This window comes from Actinomycetospora sp. NBRC 106375, from assembly GCF_030269665.1.
GTDB lineage: Bacteria > Actinomycetota > Actinomycetes > Mycobacteriales > Pseudonocardiaceae > Actinomycetospora.
On the sequence record NZ_BSTS01000023.1, the window covers coordinates 1 to 15,940 of the forward strand.

The 15,940-nt window shown below is 73.5% G+C and carries 14 protein-coding genes, 2 tRNA genes and 1 rRNA gene; 11 read left to right on the forward strand and 6 right to left on the reverse strand.

The window, feature by feature from the left end; genetic code table 11:
- Together QSK03_RS27955 and QSK03_RS27960 are read right to left on the reverse strand one after the other, a co-directional pair.
- Nucleotides 1–306, reverse strand: a 16S ribosomal RNA gene (locus tag QSK03_RS27955); the annotation flags it as partial.
- A 451-nt stretch (nucleotides 307–757) separates the two neighbouring features.
- Nucleotides 758–2,878: a bifunctional copper resistance protein CopD/cytochrome c oxidase assembly protein gene (locus QSK03_RS27960; protein WP_285658861.1), complete on the reverse strand. Its 2,121-nt coding sequence runs from the start codon at nucleotides 2,876–2,878 to the stop codon at nucleotides 758–760.
- A 62-nt stretch (nucleotides 2,879–2,940) separates the two neighbouring features.
- On the opposite strand from QSK03_RS27960, the gene QSK03_RS27965 reads away from it, so the two are divergent.
- A tRNA-Arg gene (locus QSK03_RS27965) sits at nucleotides 2,941–3,013 on the forward strand.
- Nucleotides 3,014–3,065: 52 nt separating this feature from the next.
- Here the strand turns inward: QSK03_RS27965 and QSK03_RS27970 are convergent.
- Nucleotides 3,066–3,512, reverse strand: a complete 447-nt coding sequence (locus QSK03_RS27970; protein WP_285658862.1) for a winged helix-turn-helix transcriptional regulator — start codon at nucleotides 3,510–3,512, stop codon at nucleotides 3,066–3,068.
- A 103-nt stretch (nucleotides 3,513–3,615) separates the two neighbouring features.
- Here QSK03_RS27970 and QSK03_RS27975 point away from each other — a divergent pair, with 103 nt between their 5' ends.
- Entirely contained in the window at nucleotides 3,616–4,005 is a 390-nt protein-coding gene (locus QSK03_RS27975) for a tautomerase family protein (protein ID WP_285658863.1), read from the forward strand.
- A gap of 2 nt (nucleotides 4,006–4,007) precedes the next feature.
- Here QSK03_RS27975 and QSK03_RS27980 read toward each other — a convergent pair whose 3' ends face one another.
- Entirely contained in the window at nucleotides 4,008–4,628 is a 621-nt protein-coding gene (locus tag QSK03_RS27980; protein WP_285658864.1) for a class I SAM-dependent methyltransferase, read from the reverse strand.
- The gene (locus tag QSK03_RS27985; RefSeq protein WP_285658865.1) at nucleotides 4,625–4,750 is read right to left on the reverse strand and encodes a hypothetical protein; all 126 of its coding nucleotides are present in this window, start codon (nucleotides 4,748–4,750) and stop codon (nucleotides 4,625–4,627) included. Before QSK03_RS27985 ends, QSK03_RS27980 begins: the two co-directional genes overlap by 4 nt.
- 159 nt (nucleotides 4,751–4,909) lie before the next feature.
- Between QSK03_RS27985 and QSK03_RS27990 the strand changes: the two genes are divergently transcribed.
- The 4 genes from QSK03_RS27990 to QSK03_RS28005 are packed head-to-tail and all read left to right on the forward strand — an operon-like array spanning nucleotide 4,910 to nucleotide 7,773.
- Nucleotides 4,910–5,461 carry a putative glycolipid-binding domain-containing protein gene (locus QSK03_RS27990; protein WP_285658866.1) on the forward strand — a complete coding sequence of 184 codons (552 nt, stop codon included), beginning with the start codon at nucleotides 4,910–4,912 and terminating at the stop codon, nucleotides 5,459–5,461.
- A 36-nt stretch (nucleotides 5,462–5,497) separates the two neighbouring features.
- Complete coding sequence (locus QSK03_RS27995) at nucleotides 5,498–5,836, forward strand: ArsR/SmtB family transcription factor (RefSeq protein WP_285658867.1); 339 nt, start codon at nucleotides 5,498–5,500, stop codon at nucleotides 5,834–5,836.
- Entirely contained in the window at nucleotides 5,833–6,291 is a 459-nt protein-coding gene (locus tag QSK03_RS28000) for a nucleoside 2-deoxyribosyltransferase (RefSeq protein ID WP_285658868.1), read from the forward strand. Before QSK03_RS27995 ends, QSK03_RS28000 begins: the two co-directional genes overlap by 4 nt.
- A 57-nt stretch (nucleotides 6,292–6,348) precedes the next feature.
- The gene (locus tag QSK03_RS28005) at nucleotides 6,349–7,773 is read left to right on the forward strand and encodes a WS/DGAT/MGAT family O-acyltransferase (protein ID WP_502872230.1); all 1,425 of its coding nucleotides are present in this window, start codon (nucleotides 6,349–6,351) and stop codon (nucleotides 7,771–7,773) included.
- Here the strand turns inward: QSK03_RS28005 and QSK03_RS28010 are convergent.
- Nucleotides 7,770–9,242 carry a gluconokinase gene (locus QSK03_RS28010; protein ID WP_285658870.1) on the reverse strand — a complete coding sequence of 491 codons (1,473 nt, stop codon included), beginning with the start codon at nucleotides 9,240–9,242 and terminating at the stop codon, nucleotides 7,770–7,772. The genes QSK03_RS28005 and QSK03_RS28010 overlap by 4 nt on opposite strands.
- Before the next feature lie 82 nt (nucleotides 9,243–9,324).
- Here QSK03_RS28010 and QSK03_RS28015 point away from each other — a divergent pair.
- The 5 genes from QSK03_RS28015 to QSK03_RS28035 all read left to right on the forward strand — a co-directional run bounded on the left by QSK03_RS28015 (nucleotide 9,325) and on the right by QSK03_RS28035 (nucleotide 15,934).
- Nucleotides 9,325–9,420: transfer RNA gene (locus QSK03_RS28015), tRNA-Sec, on the forward strand.
- 68 nt (nucleotides 9,421–9,488) lie between these two features.
- A complete protein-coding gene (fdh, locus tag QSK03_RS28020) occupies nucleotides 9,489–12,719 on the forward strand; it encodes a formate dehydrogenase (protein ID WP_285658871.1) in 3,231 nt (1,076 codons plus the stop codon).
- The gene (locus QSK03_RS28025; protein ID WP_285658872.1) at nucleotides 12,719–13,753 is read left to right on the forward strand and encodes a 4Fe-4S dicluster domain-containing protein; all 1,035 of its coding nucleotides are present in this window, start codon (nucleotides 12,719–12,721) and stop codon (nucleotides 13,751–13,753) included. The genes fdh and QSK03_RS28025 overlap by 1 nt, the downstream gene beginning before the upstream one ends.
- Nucleotides 13,750–14,763, forward strand: a complete 1,014-nt coding sequence (gene nrfD, locus QSK03_RS28030) for an NrfD/PsrC family molybdoenzyme membrane anchor subunit (RefSeq protein WP_285658873.1) — start codon at nucleotides 13,750–13,752, stop codon at nucleotides 14,761–14,763. The genes QSK03_RS28025 and nrfD overlap by 4 nt, the downstream gene beginning before the upstream one ends.
- Nucleotides 14,764–14,860: 97 nt before the next feature.
- On the forward strand, nucleotides 14,861–15,934 hold the full coding sequence (locus QSK03_RS28035) for a permease (protein ID WP_285658874.1): 1,074 nt from the start codon (nucleotides 14,861–14,863) through the stop codon (nucleotides 15,932–15,934).
- Nucleotides 15,935–15,940: the final 6 nt, after the last annotated feature.

Consider the following 15,940-nt stretch of genomic DNA (forward strand, 5'->3'; position numbering starts at 1 on the left):
TGTGGCCGATCACCCTCTCAGGCCGGCTATCCGTCGTCGCCTTGGTAGGCCATCACCCCACCAACAAGCTGATAGACCGCGGGCCCATCCCCCACCGAAAAACTTTCCACCCACCGGCATGCACCAGTAGGTCCTATCCGGTATTAGACCCAGTTTCCCAGGCTTATCCCGAAGTGGAGGGCAGGTCACCCACGTGTTACTCACCCGTTCGCCGCTCGTGTACCCCGAAGGGCCTTACCGCTCGACTTGCATGTGTTAAGCACGCCGCCAGCGTTCGTCCTGAGCCAGGATCAAACTCTCCAACAAAAAACATTGGAACAAACAGTCCCAGCAAAAACACGCCCCCTCCCACTGGCAAACAAAAGGAGGCGCCACTCAAAGAAACCCCACGACACCACACACCCACACAAGGGCACGCAGCGCCGACGAGGACAAACACACCAAACATCGGCACACTGTTGAGTTCTCAAAGGACAACCACACGCGCATCTACCCGACCGTTTCCGGCCCAGTTCCTCGCGGTGATGACCACTGTACCCGATCGTCTTCCGGCCCGTGACCGGGGGTCCCGGTCGGCCCGGCCCGTCTCGGGCGGGTGCGATCCCTTCCGCACCGGCGACGGTGCGGTGGATCGCTGTTCTTCGACTGTACCCGGGGCTCGCGGCCCCGGTCGGCTCCCGGCCGGCCGCGTCGGCGTCCGTTCCCCGGGTGCCGATCTACTGTACGCGCCGGCACGGAGTGCGTCCGCCACCCGGGGTCAGCCGCGGCGTTGCTCCAGGTCAGCGGGCCCTTCGGTGGCCGCAGCCCCGCCCGTCTGGGCGGGCGGCTCGTCGGCGACCGCGGCCGGGCGTCCCGTGGCGGCGAGCGAGCGCAGCATCGCGTTGTACTCGGCGAGCTCGCGGTCGCCGTCGCGGTCGGCGCGACGGTCGCCCTGGCGCGCGGCGCGCTCGTCGGCCCGTGACCACTGCACGAGCAGCGCGATCAGCACCAGCAGCATCGGGACCTCACCGGTGGCCCACGCGAGGCCGCCGCCCGCGGTCTGGTCGGCGAGGCGGTCGACCCACGGCATCTCGAGCTGTTGGTAGAAGCCGGAGCCGATCACCGTGTCGGAGCTCATGACGGCGATGCCGAAGAAGGCGTGAAGGGGCACGGCGACGAAGAGCAGGCCGAGCCGTCCGATGTACGGGAGCTGCCGCGGGCTCGGATCGACCCCCACGATCGGCCAGAAGAAGAGCAGGCCGACGAGCAGGAAGTGGACGTTCATCGCGATGTGCGCCCAGTGCGACTCGAGCGCGACGTCGAAGAGCCCCGAGAAGTACAGGACGTAGAAGCTGCCGACGAACAGCGCCAGGGCGACGAGCGGCTGTGTGAGGAACCGCGCGAGGGGCGAGTGGACGGCGGCCAGCACCCACTCCCGCGGTCCGGGTGGCGCGCCGGCGCCGGCCGGGGGCAGGGCACGCAGGACGAGCGTGATGGGCGCGCCGAGGACGAGCAGGATCGGGACCAGCATGTTCAGCGTCATGTGCTGGGCCATGTGGACGCTGAACATCGTCGGCGCGTACCGGCCGATTCCCGAGGACGTCGCGACCAGCAGCGCGAGGCAGCCGAGGAGCCACGCCGTCGTCCGCCCCGGCGGCCACGCGTCCCCGCGGGTCCGCAGGCGTCGCACCCCCGCCAGGTAGAGCCCGGCGAGGACCAGGGCGAGGGTGCCGAAGACGAGGTCGAAGCGCGCCGCGCCGAGCACCGCGCCCGCCGTGAACGGCTCGTCGATCGCGTAGCCGAGCAGGGCCTCGATGCGGGTGGGTTCGGGCTGGGGCACCACCGGCGGCGGGGTGCGACCGAGGGCGACGGCGACGCCGACCGTCGCGGCCATGAGCAGGACCTCGAGCCCGCCGAACCGCACGAGCGCCCGGGAGTCCCCCGCGTCGAGGGCGGGCAGGGCGCGGCGGCGGTGCCACAGTCCGAAAGCGCCCAGGACGAGCAGGGCCGCGATCTTGACCAGGATGAGGACCCCGTACGTGCTGGTGACGAGATCGCCCGGGGTGACCCGCACGAGGGTGTTCAGCACGCCCGAGATCGCGAGCACGATCCAGCAGACCAGCGCCACCGCGGAGAAGCGGCGGGCGGCCAGCCCCGGGTGCCGGCCCCCGGCCACGAGGTGGGTGACCACCGCGACGAGCCCGCCCACCCAGACCGCAGCCGCCAGCACGTGCAGCAGCAGGCTGTTGGTCGCGACGTCGTGGTCGCTGCCCCCGGCCGAGTGACCGGTGAGCGCGAGCGGCAGCAGGCCCACGAGCGCCAGCCCGCAGCCCACGACCGTGCCGCCCCACCCGAGCACGGCGCGGGTGATGCCCAGGACGACCAGGGCGACGAGCGCGGTGAGCGCCCAGGCCGTCGTGGCCTCGATGCCCGGCACGGCGGTGGCGAGCACGCGCAGGTCGAGCATCTCGCCGACCGGACGTCCGTACGCGTCGGCGGTGCTGAGCGGGATCATCAGCAGCGCGGCGACCGACCACGCGCCCGCGCCCCACGTCGCGATCCGCACCGCGCGGTAGCCGTCGGCGGTCAGCGACCCCGACGAGGACGGCGGCGTGAAGAACCCCGCGAACAGCAGGAACCCGATGGTCACGGCGGCCGCCGCCTGGCTCGCGGCCCGCACGACGGGCAGCGCGTAGACGGTCAGCGCCCCGGGGTCGGGCAGTCCGAGGCGGGCGAACGTCGCGGCGCCCGACAGCGTGCTCAGCGCCAGCGCCACGACCGCCGCCACGGCCAGCACCGGCGCCACCTGCGAGGCGAACAGCGCCCCGGTCGTGGCCGGTCGCGCCGACGGCGCGGCGGGCTCCGGCACGTCGGCCGGCGGCGGGGTCGTCGTGGCCACGCCACCAGGGTAGGTCGCCCGCGTCTCGTGCCCGTCGGCTCGGGCTACGCTCCCCGGGCGGAGCCCCCGTAGCGCAACGGATAGCGCATCGGCCTTCTAATCCGACGGTTGCAGGTTCGAGTCCTGCCGGGGGCACTCGGACCGGACGCGGGCGGTGACGGCCCGCCGGCGACCGCCATCTGCCGACCTACCAGGCCTGCGGCTCGAGCTCCGCGCTCATCTCCCGCCACGTCAACGGCTCGGCGCAGTGCCCGCAGGTCAGCCGCGGCGCGGCCGCGTGGCCGCAGCCGCGGTGGACGAGGCGGACCGGCGGGACGTCGTTCTCGTAGGTGTCGCCCCACGTCATCAGGGCGACGAGGACGGGATAGAGGTCGGCGCCCTTCGCCGTGAGCCGGTACTCGTGACGCGGCGGGGCGTCCTGGTAGAGCACCCGCTCGAGGACGCCCTCGGCGGTGAGCACGCGGAGCCGGTCGTTGAGGACGTTGGCGCCCAGGCCCAGCTTCGTGCGGAAGTGCTCGTAGCGCCGCTCCCCGCGGAAGCACTCGCGCAGGATCATCATCGTCCAGCGCTCGCCGATGACCGACCACGTGCGCGCCACCGAGCAGTAGACGTCGCCCAACTCGTCGTGCTTCACGGCCGCAGGATAAGACTCTTTTCGAGTCCGTGCTGGTTGCTGGCTCGCGGCGGTCCCGTTACGGTCGCACTCGATTCGAGTCCGACCCGTCCCGGAGGCGAGCATGCCCTTCTACCAGTTCACCGTCCCCACCGGCGGCGCGACGCTGCGGCACAAGGCCGAGGTGGCCGCGGCGATGACGAAGGTGCACGCCGAGGTCACGGGCGCACCCGGTGCCTACGTCCACTGCTCCTTCGTCGAGGTCCCGGCGGAGAGCATCTTCGTGGCCGGCGAGCCGGTCAGCGGCCCGCGCATGGTGGGGCTGATCCGGGAGGGCCGGTCGCCCGAGGTGCGCGGCCGGCTGCTGCACGGTCTCGCCGACGCCTGGTGCGAGATCACCGGCGACCGCAAGGAGGACGTGGCGGTCTTCCTCACCGAGGTCCCCGGCGCGAACGTCCTCGAGGACGGCGCCGTCCTCCCCGAGGCCGCCGACGATCCCGGCGCCATCGCCTGACCTCACGCCCGCCGGCGCGCCTGCACCACGGCGTCGACACCGTCGTCGGCGGTGTCGCGCGGACGGTCCTCGGCGACGAGCACGTCCCAGCGGGCGGGGTCGAGCACCGACAGCGCCTCGTCGACCGACACCTGCGTCTGGCCCGCGGCGCGGGTCGGGGCGCCGGTGGCCGGGTCCACGGGGCGGTGGCCGGCGAGCAGCAGCGTCCCGCCGGGCGCGACGCCGGTGGCGAGCCGGGCCACCATGTCCGGCACCGACCCCGCCACGTGGACGTGCAGGCTGGTCACGAGGTCGAAATGAGCCGTCGGCGGCGTCCACACCCCGAGGTCGCCCTGGACCCATGTGACGCGTCCGGCCAGCCCGAGTCCCTCCGCACGGGACCGGGCGTGGGCGAGCGCGGTGGCCGCGAAGTCGACGGCCGTGACCCGCCAGCCCCGCCCGGCGAGCCAGAGCGTCTCGGCGCCGTGGCCCGCGCCGGCGTCCAGGGCGAGGCCCGCCCCGAGCTCCGCGGCCACCGCCGTCAGTCGGGGGTTCGGCGGGCGACGGGAGACCCCCGCCGCGTCGCGCTCGAGCACCTGCCCCCAGCGCCGTTCCCAGGAGCCCTGGTCGAACGCGTCGGTCACGCCGACACCTCCACGAGCCCGTCGAGCCCGTGCGCGCGGTCGCCGAGCACCCGCCGGCACACCGCCGCCTCCACCTCGTGCGCGAACGGCCCGAGGGGGTCCGTCTCCTCCGTGTCGGTCATCGTCGATCACCTCCGACCACACGGTGGTCCCGCCGGGGGCGAGCCGCCAGGATTCTTGCCGGAACAGCAAGTCCGCGACCCGAGGTCGCGCGGGCACCCTCGCACCGTCCGCCGACGACGCCCTTGTCCGGATCGTCCCGAGCGCGGTTGGCTCGCCGGGTGTTCTCCGAGCTCCCCGCCTTCGCGGCCTGGCGGTTCGTCGACGGTGTCGACGGCTTCGAGGTCCTCTACACCGCGCCGGGCCGGCTGCGCGGGCACACGTCCGCCGTCGAGGACGGGCTGCCCTACGCCGTGCGCTACGACATCACGCTCGACGAGCACTGGCGGACGCGTGGCGCCCGGGTCCGGAACGACACGCTGGACGGCCCGCGCGAGGTCGTCCTCGCCTCCGACGGGGCCGGGACCTGGACCGTCGACGGCGCGCCCGCGCCGCACCTCGACGGGCTCGTCGACGTGGACGTCGAGGCGTCCGCCTGCACCAACACGCTGCCGGTGCACCGGCTGCCGCTGCCGACCGGCGAGATGACGACGGCGTCGGCGGTCTACGTGCGCGCCCTCGACCTCGCCGTCGTCCGGCTCGACCAGACCTACCGCCGGCTCGACGACCACCGGTTCGCGTACACGTCCGAGGGCGACTTCTCGTGCGTCATCACCTATGACGACGGCGGCGTCGTCGTCGACTACCTCGGCGTCGCGCGGCGCTTCGCGTAGGGCTCCTGTATCAGTCGTCGCTGATACCGTCGGGCGGTGCACGCCATGGACGTGCTCGGCGACCCCGTCCGGCGGCGGATCCTCGAGCTGCTCGCCGACGGGGAGCGGACGTCGGGGGCGGTGGTCGAGCGGATCCGCGAGGAGTTCGGCATCTCGCAGCCGGGCGTCTCGCAGCACCTGCGGGTGCTGCGGGAGCACGGGCTGGCGACGGTGCGCGCCGAGGGCACGCGGCGGCTCTACGCCGTCGACGCGGACGGGCTGCGGGAGGTCGACGACTGGCTCGGCCCGTTCCGGCGGTTCTGGGAGCAGCGTCTCGACGCGCTGGGCACCGAGATCGCCCGCGGGCAGCGCGCCCGCCGGGGAGGAGACGCGTGAGGGCCTACGTCGCCAGCCCGTACGGCTTCGCCGAGTCGACCAGGACCTGGTACGAGACGACGCTGCTGCCGCGCCTGCGGGAGCACGTCGACGTCATCGACCCCTGGACCGTCCAGCCGGAGGCCGCCGGGCACGACCCCGCGGCGACGTGGCTCGCGCTCGGCGAGCGTCACCTGCGCACCATCGAGCACGAGGCGGACCTGGTCGTCGCCTGCCTCGACCAGGAGCCGCCCGACAACGGGACGGTCGTCGAGGTCGCGTGGGCCGCGGCGCACGGGAAGCCCGTGCTGGCCTACCGCGACGACCTGCGCCAGGGCGGCGAGGAGGGGCTGCGCTACAACCTCATGATCGGCGCGGCCGTCCGGCGCAGCGGGGGCGTCGAGGTCGCCGACCTGGACGCGCTGACGGCGGCGCTCCGTCGGTACACCGGCCCCGCGACAGTGACCGGCGAGTAGGTCACACTGACGGCGGACACGTCCGGCAGGGCGTGCCAGGGTCGGGAGGGGACCGAATTGGCGACGATGTCGTTCCGGGACGCGATGTTCCTGCTGGCGGAGTCGCGGGAGCGACCCACCCACGTCGGCTCGCTGATGCTCTTCGACCGACCCGAGGGCGCGGGCCCGGACTTCCTCGCCGACCTGCACCGCCACCTCGTCTCCGGTGACGTCGAGATCGCGCCGCTGTTCCGCAGGCGCGCGACGCGCGGGCTGTCGACGCTGGGCCAGTGGGCGTGGGCGACCGACGACGACGTCGACATCGAGTACCACGTGCGGCTCTCCGCGCTCCCGCGTCCGGGACGCATCCGCGAGCTCCTCGAGCTCGTCTCGCGGCTGCACGGCAGCCTGCTCGACCGGCACCGGCCGCTCTGGGAGTTCCACCTCATCGAGGGCGTGGAGGGCGACCGCTTCGCCGTCTACGGCAAGATCCACCACGCGATGATGGACGGGGTGCGGTCCATCCGGCACCTCGAGAAGGCGCTGAGCACCGACCCCGACCGCCGCGAGATGGCGCCGTTCTGGGCGGTCGACCCGCGGCCGGGCCGCGAGAGCCGGCCGGCGGGTGAGAAGGCGCCGGCGCCCTCGGGCATCCTCGGCGGGGCGCGGGAGTACCTCGGCGGCGCCCTGCGGACCGCGGGCACGCTCGCCGAGACCGTCGGGCAGACCCTCAACGTGGGGCCGGCGCTCGCGTCGTCGATCTACCGCGGCGTCGTCGAGCACGACCTGGCCCTGCCGTTCGAGGCGCCGCCCACCATGCTCAACGTCCCGATCACGGGGGCCCGGCGGTTCGCCGCGGAGTCCTGGCCGCTCAAGCGCATCCAGCGGGTCCGCGAACGGACCGGCACCACGGTCAACGACGTGATGCTCGCGATGAGCGCGGGCGCCCTGCGCCGCTACCTCGAGGCGCACGAGGGCCTGCCCGAGAAGCCGCTGGTGGCCGCGCTGCCCGTCGCGCTCGAGGACGCGGGCTCGGGCAACGCGCTCGGCGCCATCCTCGTCAACCTGGCCACGAACGAGCCCGACCCCGCCGCGCGGCTCGCGAAGATCCGGCAGTCGGGCCTCGCGGCCAAGGAGAACCTGCAGGGCCGCGACCCGATGACGATCGCCGCGCTCTCGGCGGCCGTCGCCGCACCCGTCGGGCTGGGGCTGGTCCCGGGCTCGTCGGCGGTGAACCAGGGCTTCAACCTGATCATCTCGAACGTGCCCGGGCCGAAGGACCCCCTGTACTGGGAGGGCGCGAAGCTCGAGGGCATCTACCCGATCTCGGTGCCGCTCGACGGGCAGGCGCTGAACATCACCGTGCTGTCCTACGCGGACGACATGGAGATCGGCGTGACCGGCGACCGCCGGGCCGTGCCGCACCTGCAGCACCTGCTGGGCTACCTCGAGGACGCGCTGGTGGAGCTGGAAGCGGTGGCGGACGCCGCCGACGACGACTAGAGGTCCACGTCCTCGAGCAGGTCGTGGACCTGCTCGAACACCGGGAGCCGGGCGGCGTGGACGGCGGCGTCGCCGCCCGGGAGCAGAGTCTCGGCGATCGGGATCCGCTCGGCCGCGTCGACGAGCGCGTCCGGCCCCGGCGCGAGCAGGCCGACGCCCTGCATCCCGAGCAGCGCCGCGCCGAAGGCGGAGCCCTGGTCGACGACCGGGAAGCCGACCGGCAGGTCGAGGGCGTCGGTGAGCAGCCGGCGCCAGAGCGCGCTGCGGGCGAAGCCGCCGGTGGCCCGGACCTCGTGCACGGCGAGCCCGGCCTCGCGCAGCGCGTCGAGGACCAGGCGCAGCTGCAGGCACACGCCCTCGAGCAGGGCCCGCGTGACGTGCCCGGGTCCGTGCCTGCGGTGGAGGCCGACGAGCGCCCCGGCGCCGCCGGCGTCCCAGTAGGGGGCGCGTTCGGGCAGCAGGTGAGGCAGGGCGAGCAGCCCGTCGGCACCCGCCGGCACGTCCGCCGCGGCGGCCAGGAGCGTGTCGACGTCGCGCCCGAGCGTCTCGTGCGCCCAGTCGAGCACGAGGCCGCCGTTCGTGATCGCCCCGCCGACGACCCAGCGCCCGTCGGCGAGGTCGTAACAGAACACGCGCCCGCGGGGGTCGACGGCGGGGCGCTCCACGGTGACGCGCAGGGCGCCGCTGGTGCCGATCGAGCACGCCGCGACGCCCGGGCGGACGGCCCCGACGCCGAGGTTGGCCAACGGTCCGTCGGCGCCGCCCGCGACGACGGGGACGCCGGCGGGCAGGCCCCAGTCGCGCTCACGGAGCCGTCCGACGACGGCGGTCGGGGCGACGAGCTCGCCGAGCCGTCCGGCGTCGATCCCCGCGATCTCGAGCGCCTCGGCGTCCCAGATACCGGTCGCGACGTCGAGCAGGCCCGTGGCGGAGGCGCACGAGGTGTCGGTGACGCGGGCGCCGGTCGCCCGCGCGAGCACGAACTCCTTGATCCCGCCCCAGGTGTGCGCGGCCGCCAGCAGGCTCGGGCGCTCGCGGCGCAGCCAGGCCAGCTTGACCAGCGGGCTCATCGGGTGGACGGGCGTGCCGGTGCGCCGGTGCAGGGCGAGCGCGTCCCGACCGTCACGGCGTCGCCGGAGCTCGCGGGCGACGTCGCCCGCGCGGCTGTCGGCCCACGTGATCAGCGGTCCGAGGGGGTCGCCGCTGGCGTCGGTGGCGAGGAGCCCGTGCATCGTCGCGCTGAACGAGATCGCGGCGACCCGCGCCGGGTCGAGGCCTGCGACGGCGTCGCGGACCGCATCACCCACCGCCTCGTACAGCGCCTCGGGGTCCTGCACGGCCGCGCCGGGCTCCGGTTCCTCCAGGCGGTGGGGCGCCTCGCCGTGCCCGTGGTCGGCCCCGTCGGCGGAGTACGCGACGGCCTTGGTGGCGGTGGTGCCGACGTCGACGCCGAGGACGAGATCACCCACGAGGACTCCGTTCCCCGACCGGCGCCACCCCACCCACGGCCCCACCCTGCGTGCCCGCAAGGCCCCGCCTAGGCTCGCCCGCGGAGGCGTCAGGGTGCCTGGTGGCCCCCGCGGTCTTCAACACCGTAGTGGCCGGGTATCTCGGCCAGGCGGGTTCGATTCCCGTCCGCCTCCGCCAGCTTCCCGGGTCCAGCCGCGGTGCCCGCAGAGACCACCACAGCTCGACCACAGCGAGGAGATGCCTGTATGGGTGTGCGCACCTGGCTGGGCGAGTGGCCGATGTTCCGGCAGGCCACCGGGTCCGACCCGCTCGGGCGCGGCGCGGCGGTGCAGTCGCCGCGCACCCGGGCGCTCGAGCCGCGCACCCGCGAGGCCGACGAGGTCGTCAAGTCGGTGTGCCCCTACTGCGCGGTGGGCTGCGGGCAGAACATCTACGTGCGCGACGGGCGCGTGACCCAGATCGAGGGCGACCCCGACTCGCCGATCTCCCGCGGCCGCCTGTGCCCGAAGGGGTCCGCGTCGACGTCGCTGGTCACCTCTCCGACCCGCGTGACGACCGTGAAGTACCGGCGTCCGTACGGCACCGAGTGGGAGGACCTCGACCTCGACACGGCGCTCGACATGATCGCCGACCGCGTCCTCGACGCCCGCCGTCGCGGATGGCAGGACACCGACGACCAGGGCCGCGTCCTGCGGCGCACGCTGGGCTTCTCGAGCCTGGGCGGGGCGACGCTGGACAACGAGGAGAACTACCTCATCAAGAAGCTGTTCATGGCGCTCGGCGCGATCCAGGTGGAGAACCAGGCGCGCATTTGACACAGCGCCACCGTCCCCGGTCTGGGGACCAGCTTCGGCCGCGGAGGGGCCTCGAACTTCCAGCAGGACCTGCAGCACTCGGACTGCATCGTCATCGAGGGCTCGAACATGGCGGAGGCCCACCCCGTGGGCTTCCAGTGGGTCATGGAGGCCAAGGCCCGCGGCGCGACGGTCATCCACGTCGACCCGCGGTTCACGCGCACCAGCGCGGTGGCCGACCTGCACGTGCCGTTCCGGGCGGGCGCGGACATCGCGTTCCTCGGCGGGCTGATCAACTACGTGCTCACCGAGGGCAAGGACTTCCGTGAGTACGTCACCGCGTTCACGAACGCGGCCGAGCTCGTCGGGGAGGACTTCGCCGACGCCGACGTCGAGGGCGTCTTCTCGGGCTACAACGCCGAGACCGGCCGCTACGACCCGATCTCGTGGCAGATGGACGGCGCGTACGAGGCGCCGGCGGCGGGCCAGCGCGACCACTGGGAGCCCGAGCTCCGCGAGGAGCACGCCGCGTTCACCTCGGACACCGCGGGCGGCGTCGGTGACCAGGCCTACGCACCGTCGGACCCCGAGCGCGACGACACCCTGCAGCACCCGCGCTGCGTCTACCAGGTGCTCAAGCGGCACTACGCGCGCTACACGCCGGAGGCCGTCTCCCGCGTGTGCGGCATGGGTGTCGAGCAGTTCCTGGCGGTGGCGCGCGCCATCACCGAGAACTCCGGGCGCGAGCGGACCACGGCGTGGGTGTACTCCGTGGGCTGGACCCACCACACCGTCGGCGCGCAGTACATCCGCGCGGCGTCGATCCTGCAGACGCTGCTGGGCAACATGGGCCGTCCCGGCGGGGGCATCCTCGCGCTGCGCGGGCACGCCTCGATCCAGGGCTCGACGGACATCCCGACGCTCTACGACCTGCTGCCGGGCTACATCCCCATGCCGAACGCGCACCTGCACGAGGATCTGCAGAGCTTCCTCGACGCGGACGCGGCCAAGACCGGCTTCTGGGGTCACATGGACGCCTACCTCGTCAGCCTGCTCAAGGCGTGGTGGGGCGACGCGGCGACCCCGGAGAACGACTTCGCGTTCGACTACCTGCCGCGCCTGACCGGCAACCACGGCACGTACGGCATCGTGCGCGACCAGATCGACCGCAAGACCTTCGGCTACTTCCTCGTCGGGGAGAACCCGGCGGTCGGGCACGCCAACGGCAAGATGCAGCGGCTCGGGATGGCGAACCTCGACTGGCTCGTCGTCCGGGACATGCAGATGATCGAGTCGGCGTCGTTCTGGAAGGACGGCCCCGAGATCGAGACCGGGGAGCTGCGCACCGAGGACATCGGCACCGAGGTCTTCTTCCTGCCGTGCGCGAACCACACCGAGAAGTCGGGGACGTTCACCAACACCCAGCGGCTGCTGCAGTGGCGGCGCGAGGCGGTGCACCCGCCGGGTGACGCGCGCTCGGAGCTGCACTTCTACTTCCACCTCGGGAAGAAGATCCGGGAGAAGCTGGCCGGGTCGACGGACGATCGTGACCGGCCTCTGCTGGACCTGACGTGGGACTACCCGACGTTCGGGGTGCACGAGGAGCCGGACCCGCAGTCGGTGCTGGCCGAGATCAACGGCTTTGACGCCGACGGGAACCACCTGGCGAGCTACACGCAGATGAAGGCCGACGGGACGACCTCGGGCGGCTGCTGGATCTACACCGGGGTCTTCAAGGACGGCGTCAACCAGGCCGACCGTCGCACGCCCGGCGCCGAGCAGACGTGGGTCGCGCCCGAGTGGGGCTGGGCGTGGCCGGCGAACCGCCGCACGCTCTACAACCGTGCCTCGGCCGACGCCGACGGGAAGCCGTGGAGCGAGCGCAAGGCGTACGTGTGGTGGGACGAGGAGTCGGGATCGTGGACCGGGCACGACATCCCGGACTTCGAGGCCACCAAGGCGCCGTCGTACCGTCCGCCGGAGGGCGCGACGGTCGAGGACGCGCTGTCGGGCACCGACGCGTTCATCATGCAGGCGAACGGCAAGGCGTGGCTCTACGCGCCGACGGGTCTCGCGGACGGGCCGATGCCCACGCACTACGAGCCGGTCGAGTCGCCGGTGGCGAACCTGCTGCACGACCAGCAGGACAACCCGGCCCGCGAGGACATCGACCGGGCGTGGAACCGGCTCAACCCGGCGATGTCGGAGACCTATCCCTACGTCTTCCTCACCTACCGGCTCACCGAGCACCACACCGCGGGCGGCATGAGCCGGTTCCTCGGCTACCTCTCGGAGCTGCAGCCGGAGTTCTTCTGCGAGGTCTCCCCCGCGCTGGCCCGTGAGCGGAACCTCGAGCACCTCGGGTACGCCACGCTGATCTCGGCCCGGACCGCGATCGAGGCCCGCGTGCTCGTCACCGAGCGGATGAAGCCGCTGCGGATCGGCGATCAGCGCATCCACCAGATCGGGCTGCCGTACCACTGGGGCTCGAACGGGCTGTCGGTCGGCGACCCGGCGAACGACCTGCTCGGCGTCGTCATGGACCCCAACGTGCACATCCAGGAGTCGAAGGTGGCGACCTGCGACATCCAGCCCGGGCGGCGTCCTCGCGGACCGGCGCTGCTGGAGTTCGTCGAGTCCTACCGACGGAAGGCCGGCGTGGAGCCGGGAGGGATCACCTAGTGACGCTCTTCGATGCGTTCTCCGGCGCCGCCTCGTCGCTGTCGGGCCCGTTGCCGGATCCGTCGGCCGACGCCGGGTGGTCGGCCGAGCACCCGAAGCGGGTCGGCTTCTTCACCGACACGTCGGTCTGCATCGGCTGCAAGGCCTGCGAGGTGGCGTGCAAGGAGTGGAACCTGGTGCCCGACGACGGCACCGACGCCTCCGACCTCTACCGCCTCACCGGGATGTCCTACGACAACACCGGTGACCTGGGCGCCTCGACGTGGCGGCACGTCGCGTTCATCGAGGACGTCCGCCCGCACGGGACGGCGACGACGGGGCACATGCCGAGCGGCCTCCCGGCGCTGGGCGGCTCCCTCCCGCGGGACGCCGCTTCGGCCCCTCCCGACGGTGGCACGGTCGACCTTCTCGCGTTGCTCCCGGACACCGGCGCGCACGGCCAGCAGACCCCGGACGACGAGCGCGACGTGCGCTGGCTGATGTCGTCGGACGTCTGCAAGCACTGCACCCACGCCGGGTGCCTGGACGTCTGCCCGACCGGGGCGCTCTTCCGGACCGAGTTCGGCACGGTCGTCGTGCAGGACGACATCTGCAACGGGTGCGGCTACTGCGTGCCGTCCTGCCCGTACGGCGTGATCGACGTGCGGGAGTCCGACGGCGGCGCCCACAAGTGCACGCTCTGCTACGACCGGCTCGGCGAGGGCCTCGAGCCGGCGTGCGCGAAGGCGTGCCCGACCAACTCCATCCAGTTCGGCGACCTGGACGAGCTCCAGGCGGCCGCGGACGCCCGGCTGGCGGAGCTCCACGGCCGCGGCGTCGAGGAGGCCCGGCTCTACGGGCGCGACCCCGACGACGGTGTCGGCGGCGACGGGGCGTTCTTCCTGCTGCTCGACGAGCCGGAGGTCTACGGCCTGCCGCCGGACCCGATCGTCACCACCCGCGACCTGCCGGAGATGTGGCGCAACGCGGCACTGACCGCGCTCGGGCTCGGCGCGGCCGCGGTGGCGGCGTTCTTCACAGGAGGTCGGCGGTGACGGACGCGAACCCGGCGGAGATGCCGGAGCGGTTCCGCGGCCGGGGTCGCGGGGGGAACCGCGAGGAGCTGCAGGTCCCCGAGGCCGAGTTCCGCTCGTACTACGGCCGACCGATCATCAAGGCGCCGGTGTGGAAGAACCCCGACGTGCCGCTCTACCTCTTCCTGGGTGGGCTCGCGGGGTCGTCGTCGGTGCTCGCGGCCATGGCCCGGGCGACCGGACGCCCCACGCTGCGGCGCGCGGGGCGTCTCGGCGCGGCGGCCGGCGCGGTGGGCGGGACGGTGTTCCTCGTCCACGACCTGCACCGCCCGCGGCGCTTCCTGCACATGCTGCGGGTGTTCAAGCCGACGTCACCGCTCTCGGTGGGGACGTGGATCCTCTCCCCCTTCGCGACGTTCGCCGCGGCGACCGCCGCGACCGAGGTGACGGGGTGGTTCCGGCGGACGGGCGACGTCACCGGCGTCGCGGCCGCCGTCGTCGGGCCCGCGCTCGCCACCTACACGGCCGTACTGTTCTCCAACACCGCGGTGCCGACCTGGCACGAGGCGCACCGGCACCTGCCGATCCTGTTCGGGTCGAGCGCGGCCGCGGCCGGCGGCGGGTTCGGGCTGGTGTTCTCGTCGGTGCGCGACAACGAGCCGGCCGCGCGGCTCGCGATCGCAGGCGCCGCGACGGAGCTCGCGATCGACGAGAAGATGCAGCGCGACCTGGGGATGCTCGCCGACGTCTACTGCAAGGGTCGCGCGAAGACGCTGATGCGGGCGTCGAAGACGTGTCTCGTGGCCGGCGCGCTGGGCGCGCTGGTGGGGCGGCGCCGGCGCTGGTCGGCGGCCCTGTCGGGGCTGGCGCTCATGGCCGGCTCGGCGCTGACGCGGTTCGGGGTGTTCGACGCCGGCATCGCGTCGGCGAACGACCCGGCGCACATCGTCGTGCCGCAGCGGGAGCGCATCCGGCAGCGGCAGGCCTCGACCGAGACCGCCACGACGCCCCCGGACCGGACCTTCGCCTGACCTCGCTCGTACGTGAGCAGTTGGCGCCCCCATGAGGGCGCCAACTGCTCACATACGGCCGGGCGGAGGTGCGGTCGGCGTGTGACGATCGGCGATCGTGACGGACGGAGCGATCGGTGCGCGGCGGGCCGGTCCGCCGGCGTGGGCGGTGGCGGTCGGGTTCGGGGCGCTCGTCGTCGCCGGCCTGCTGTGGGCGAAGTGGGCGCCGTACTGGGTGAAGGTGCCGTCCGTGGCGGGCTCCCACTCGCTCGGCTCGTCGATCCTCACCGGCGGTGCGTCCGCGCCGCCCGGGGTGTCGCTGTCGGCCGGCCTGCGGTTCGCGGGGACCTACTTCCTCGCGATCTGGCCGGCGCTCGTCGTCGCGCTCGTCCTGGCCGCGGCGGTGCAGACGGTCCTGCCCTCGGCGTGGCTGCGCCGGGTGCTCGGCCGGGGCGTGAGCGGCGGGGTGCGCGGGGGCGCGCTGGCGCTGCCGTCCCTGATGTGCACCTGCTGCGCGGCGCCGATCGCCGTCGGGCTGCGCCGTCGCGCGGCGGACCTGACCGCGACGCTCGCCTACTGGCTCGGGAACCCGGCGCTGAACCCGGTCGTGCTCGTGTTCTGCGCGTTCGTGCTGCCGTGGGAGTGGACGCTGCTGCGGGCGGTGGCCGGTGTCGCGGTCGTCGCGGCGGCGGTGGTGCTGGGCCGCCGGTGGGCTTCCCGGTCGCCCACGGGCTCCGTCGTCGAGGAGCCCGTCGTCGGGGACGCCGTTCCCGACGAGCGACCCCTGGTCGTGCGCTTCCTGGCCGCGCTGGGCGGGCTGTCGGTCCGGTTGCTGCCCGAGTACCTGCTGCTCGTCGTGGCGCTCGGGGCGTTCCGCGGTGTGCTGTTCCCGGTCGCGGCCCCGTGGCTCACGGGCACCGGGCTCGTGCTGGGCGTCCTGCTGCTGGCCGTGGCCGGGACGCTGCTACCGATCCCGACGGGCGCCGAGATCGCCGTCGTGGCGGCGCTGCTGGCCGTCGGCGTGTCCGGCCCGCTCGCGGCCGCCCTGCTGATCACCCTGCCGGCGGTGAGCCTGCCGTCGCTGCTGATGGTCCGCCGCGCCTTTCCCCGCCGGCTGCTGGTGGCGGTCACGGGAGCCGTCGTCGGGATCGGGGTGCTGACGTCGGTGGTGGCGCTGGCTGTCGGCCTGTAGCGCGCA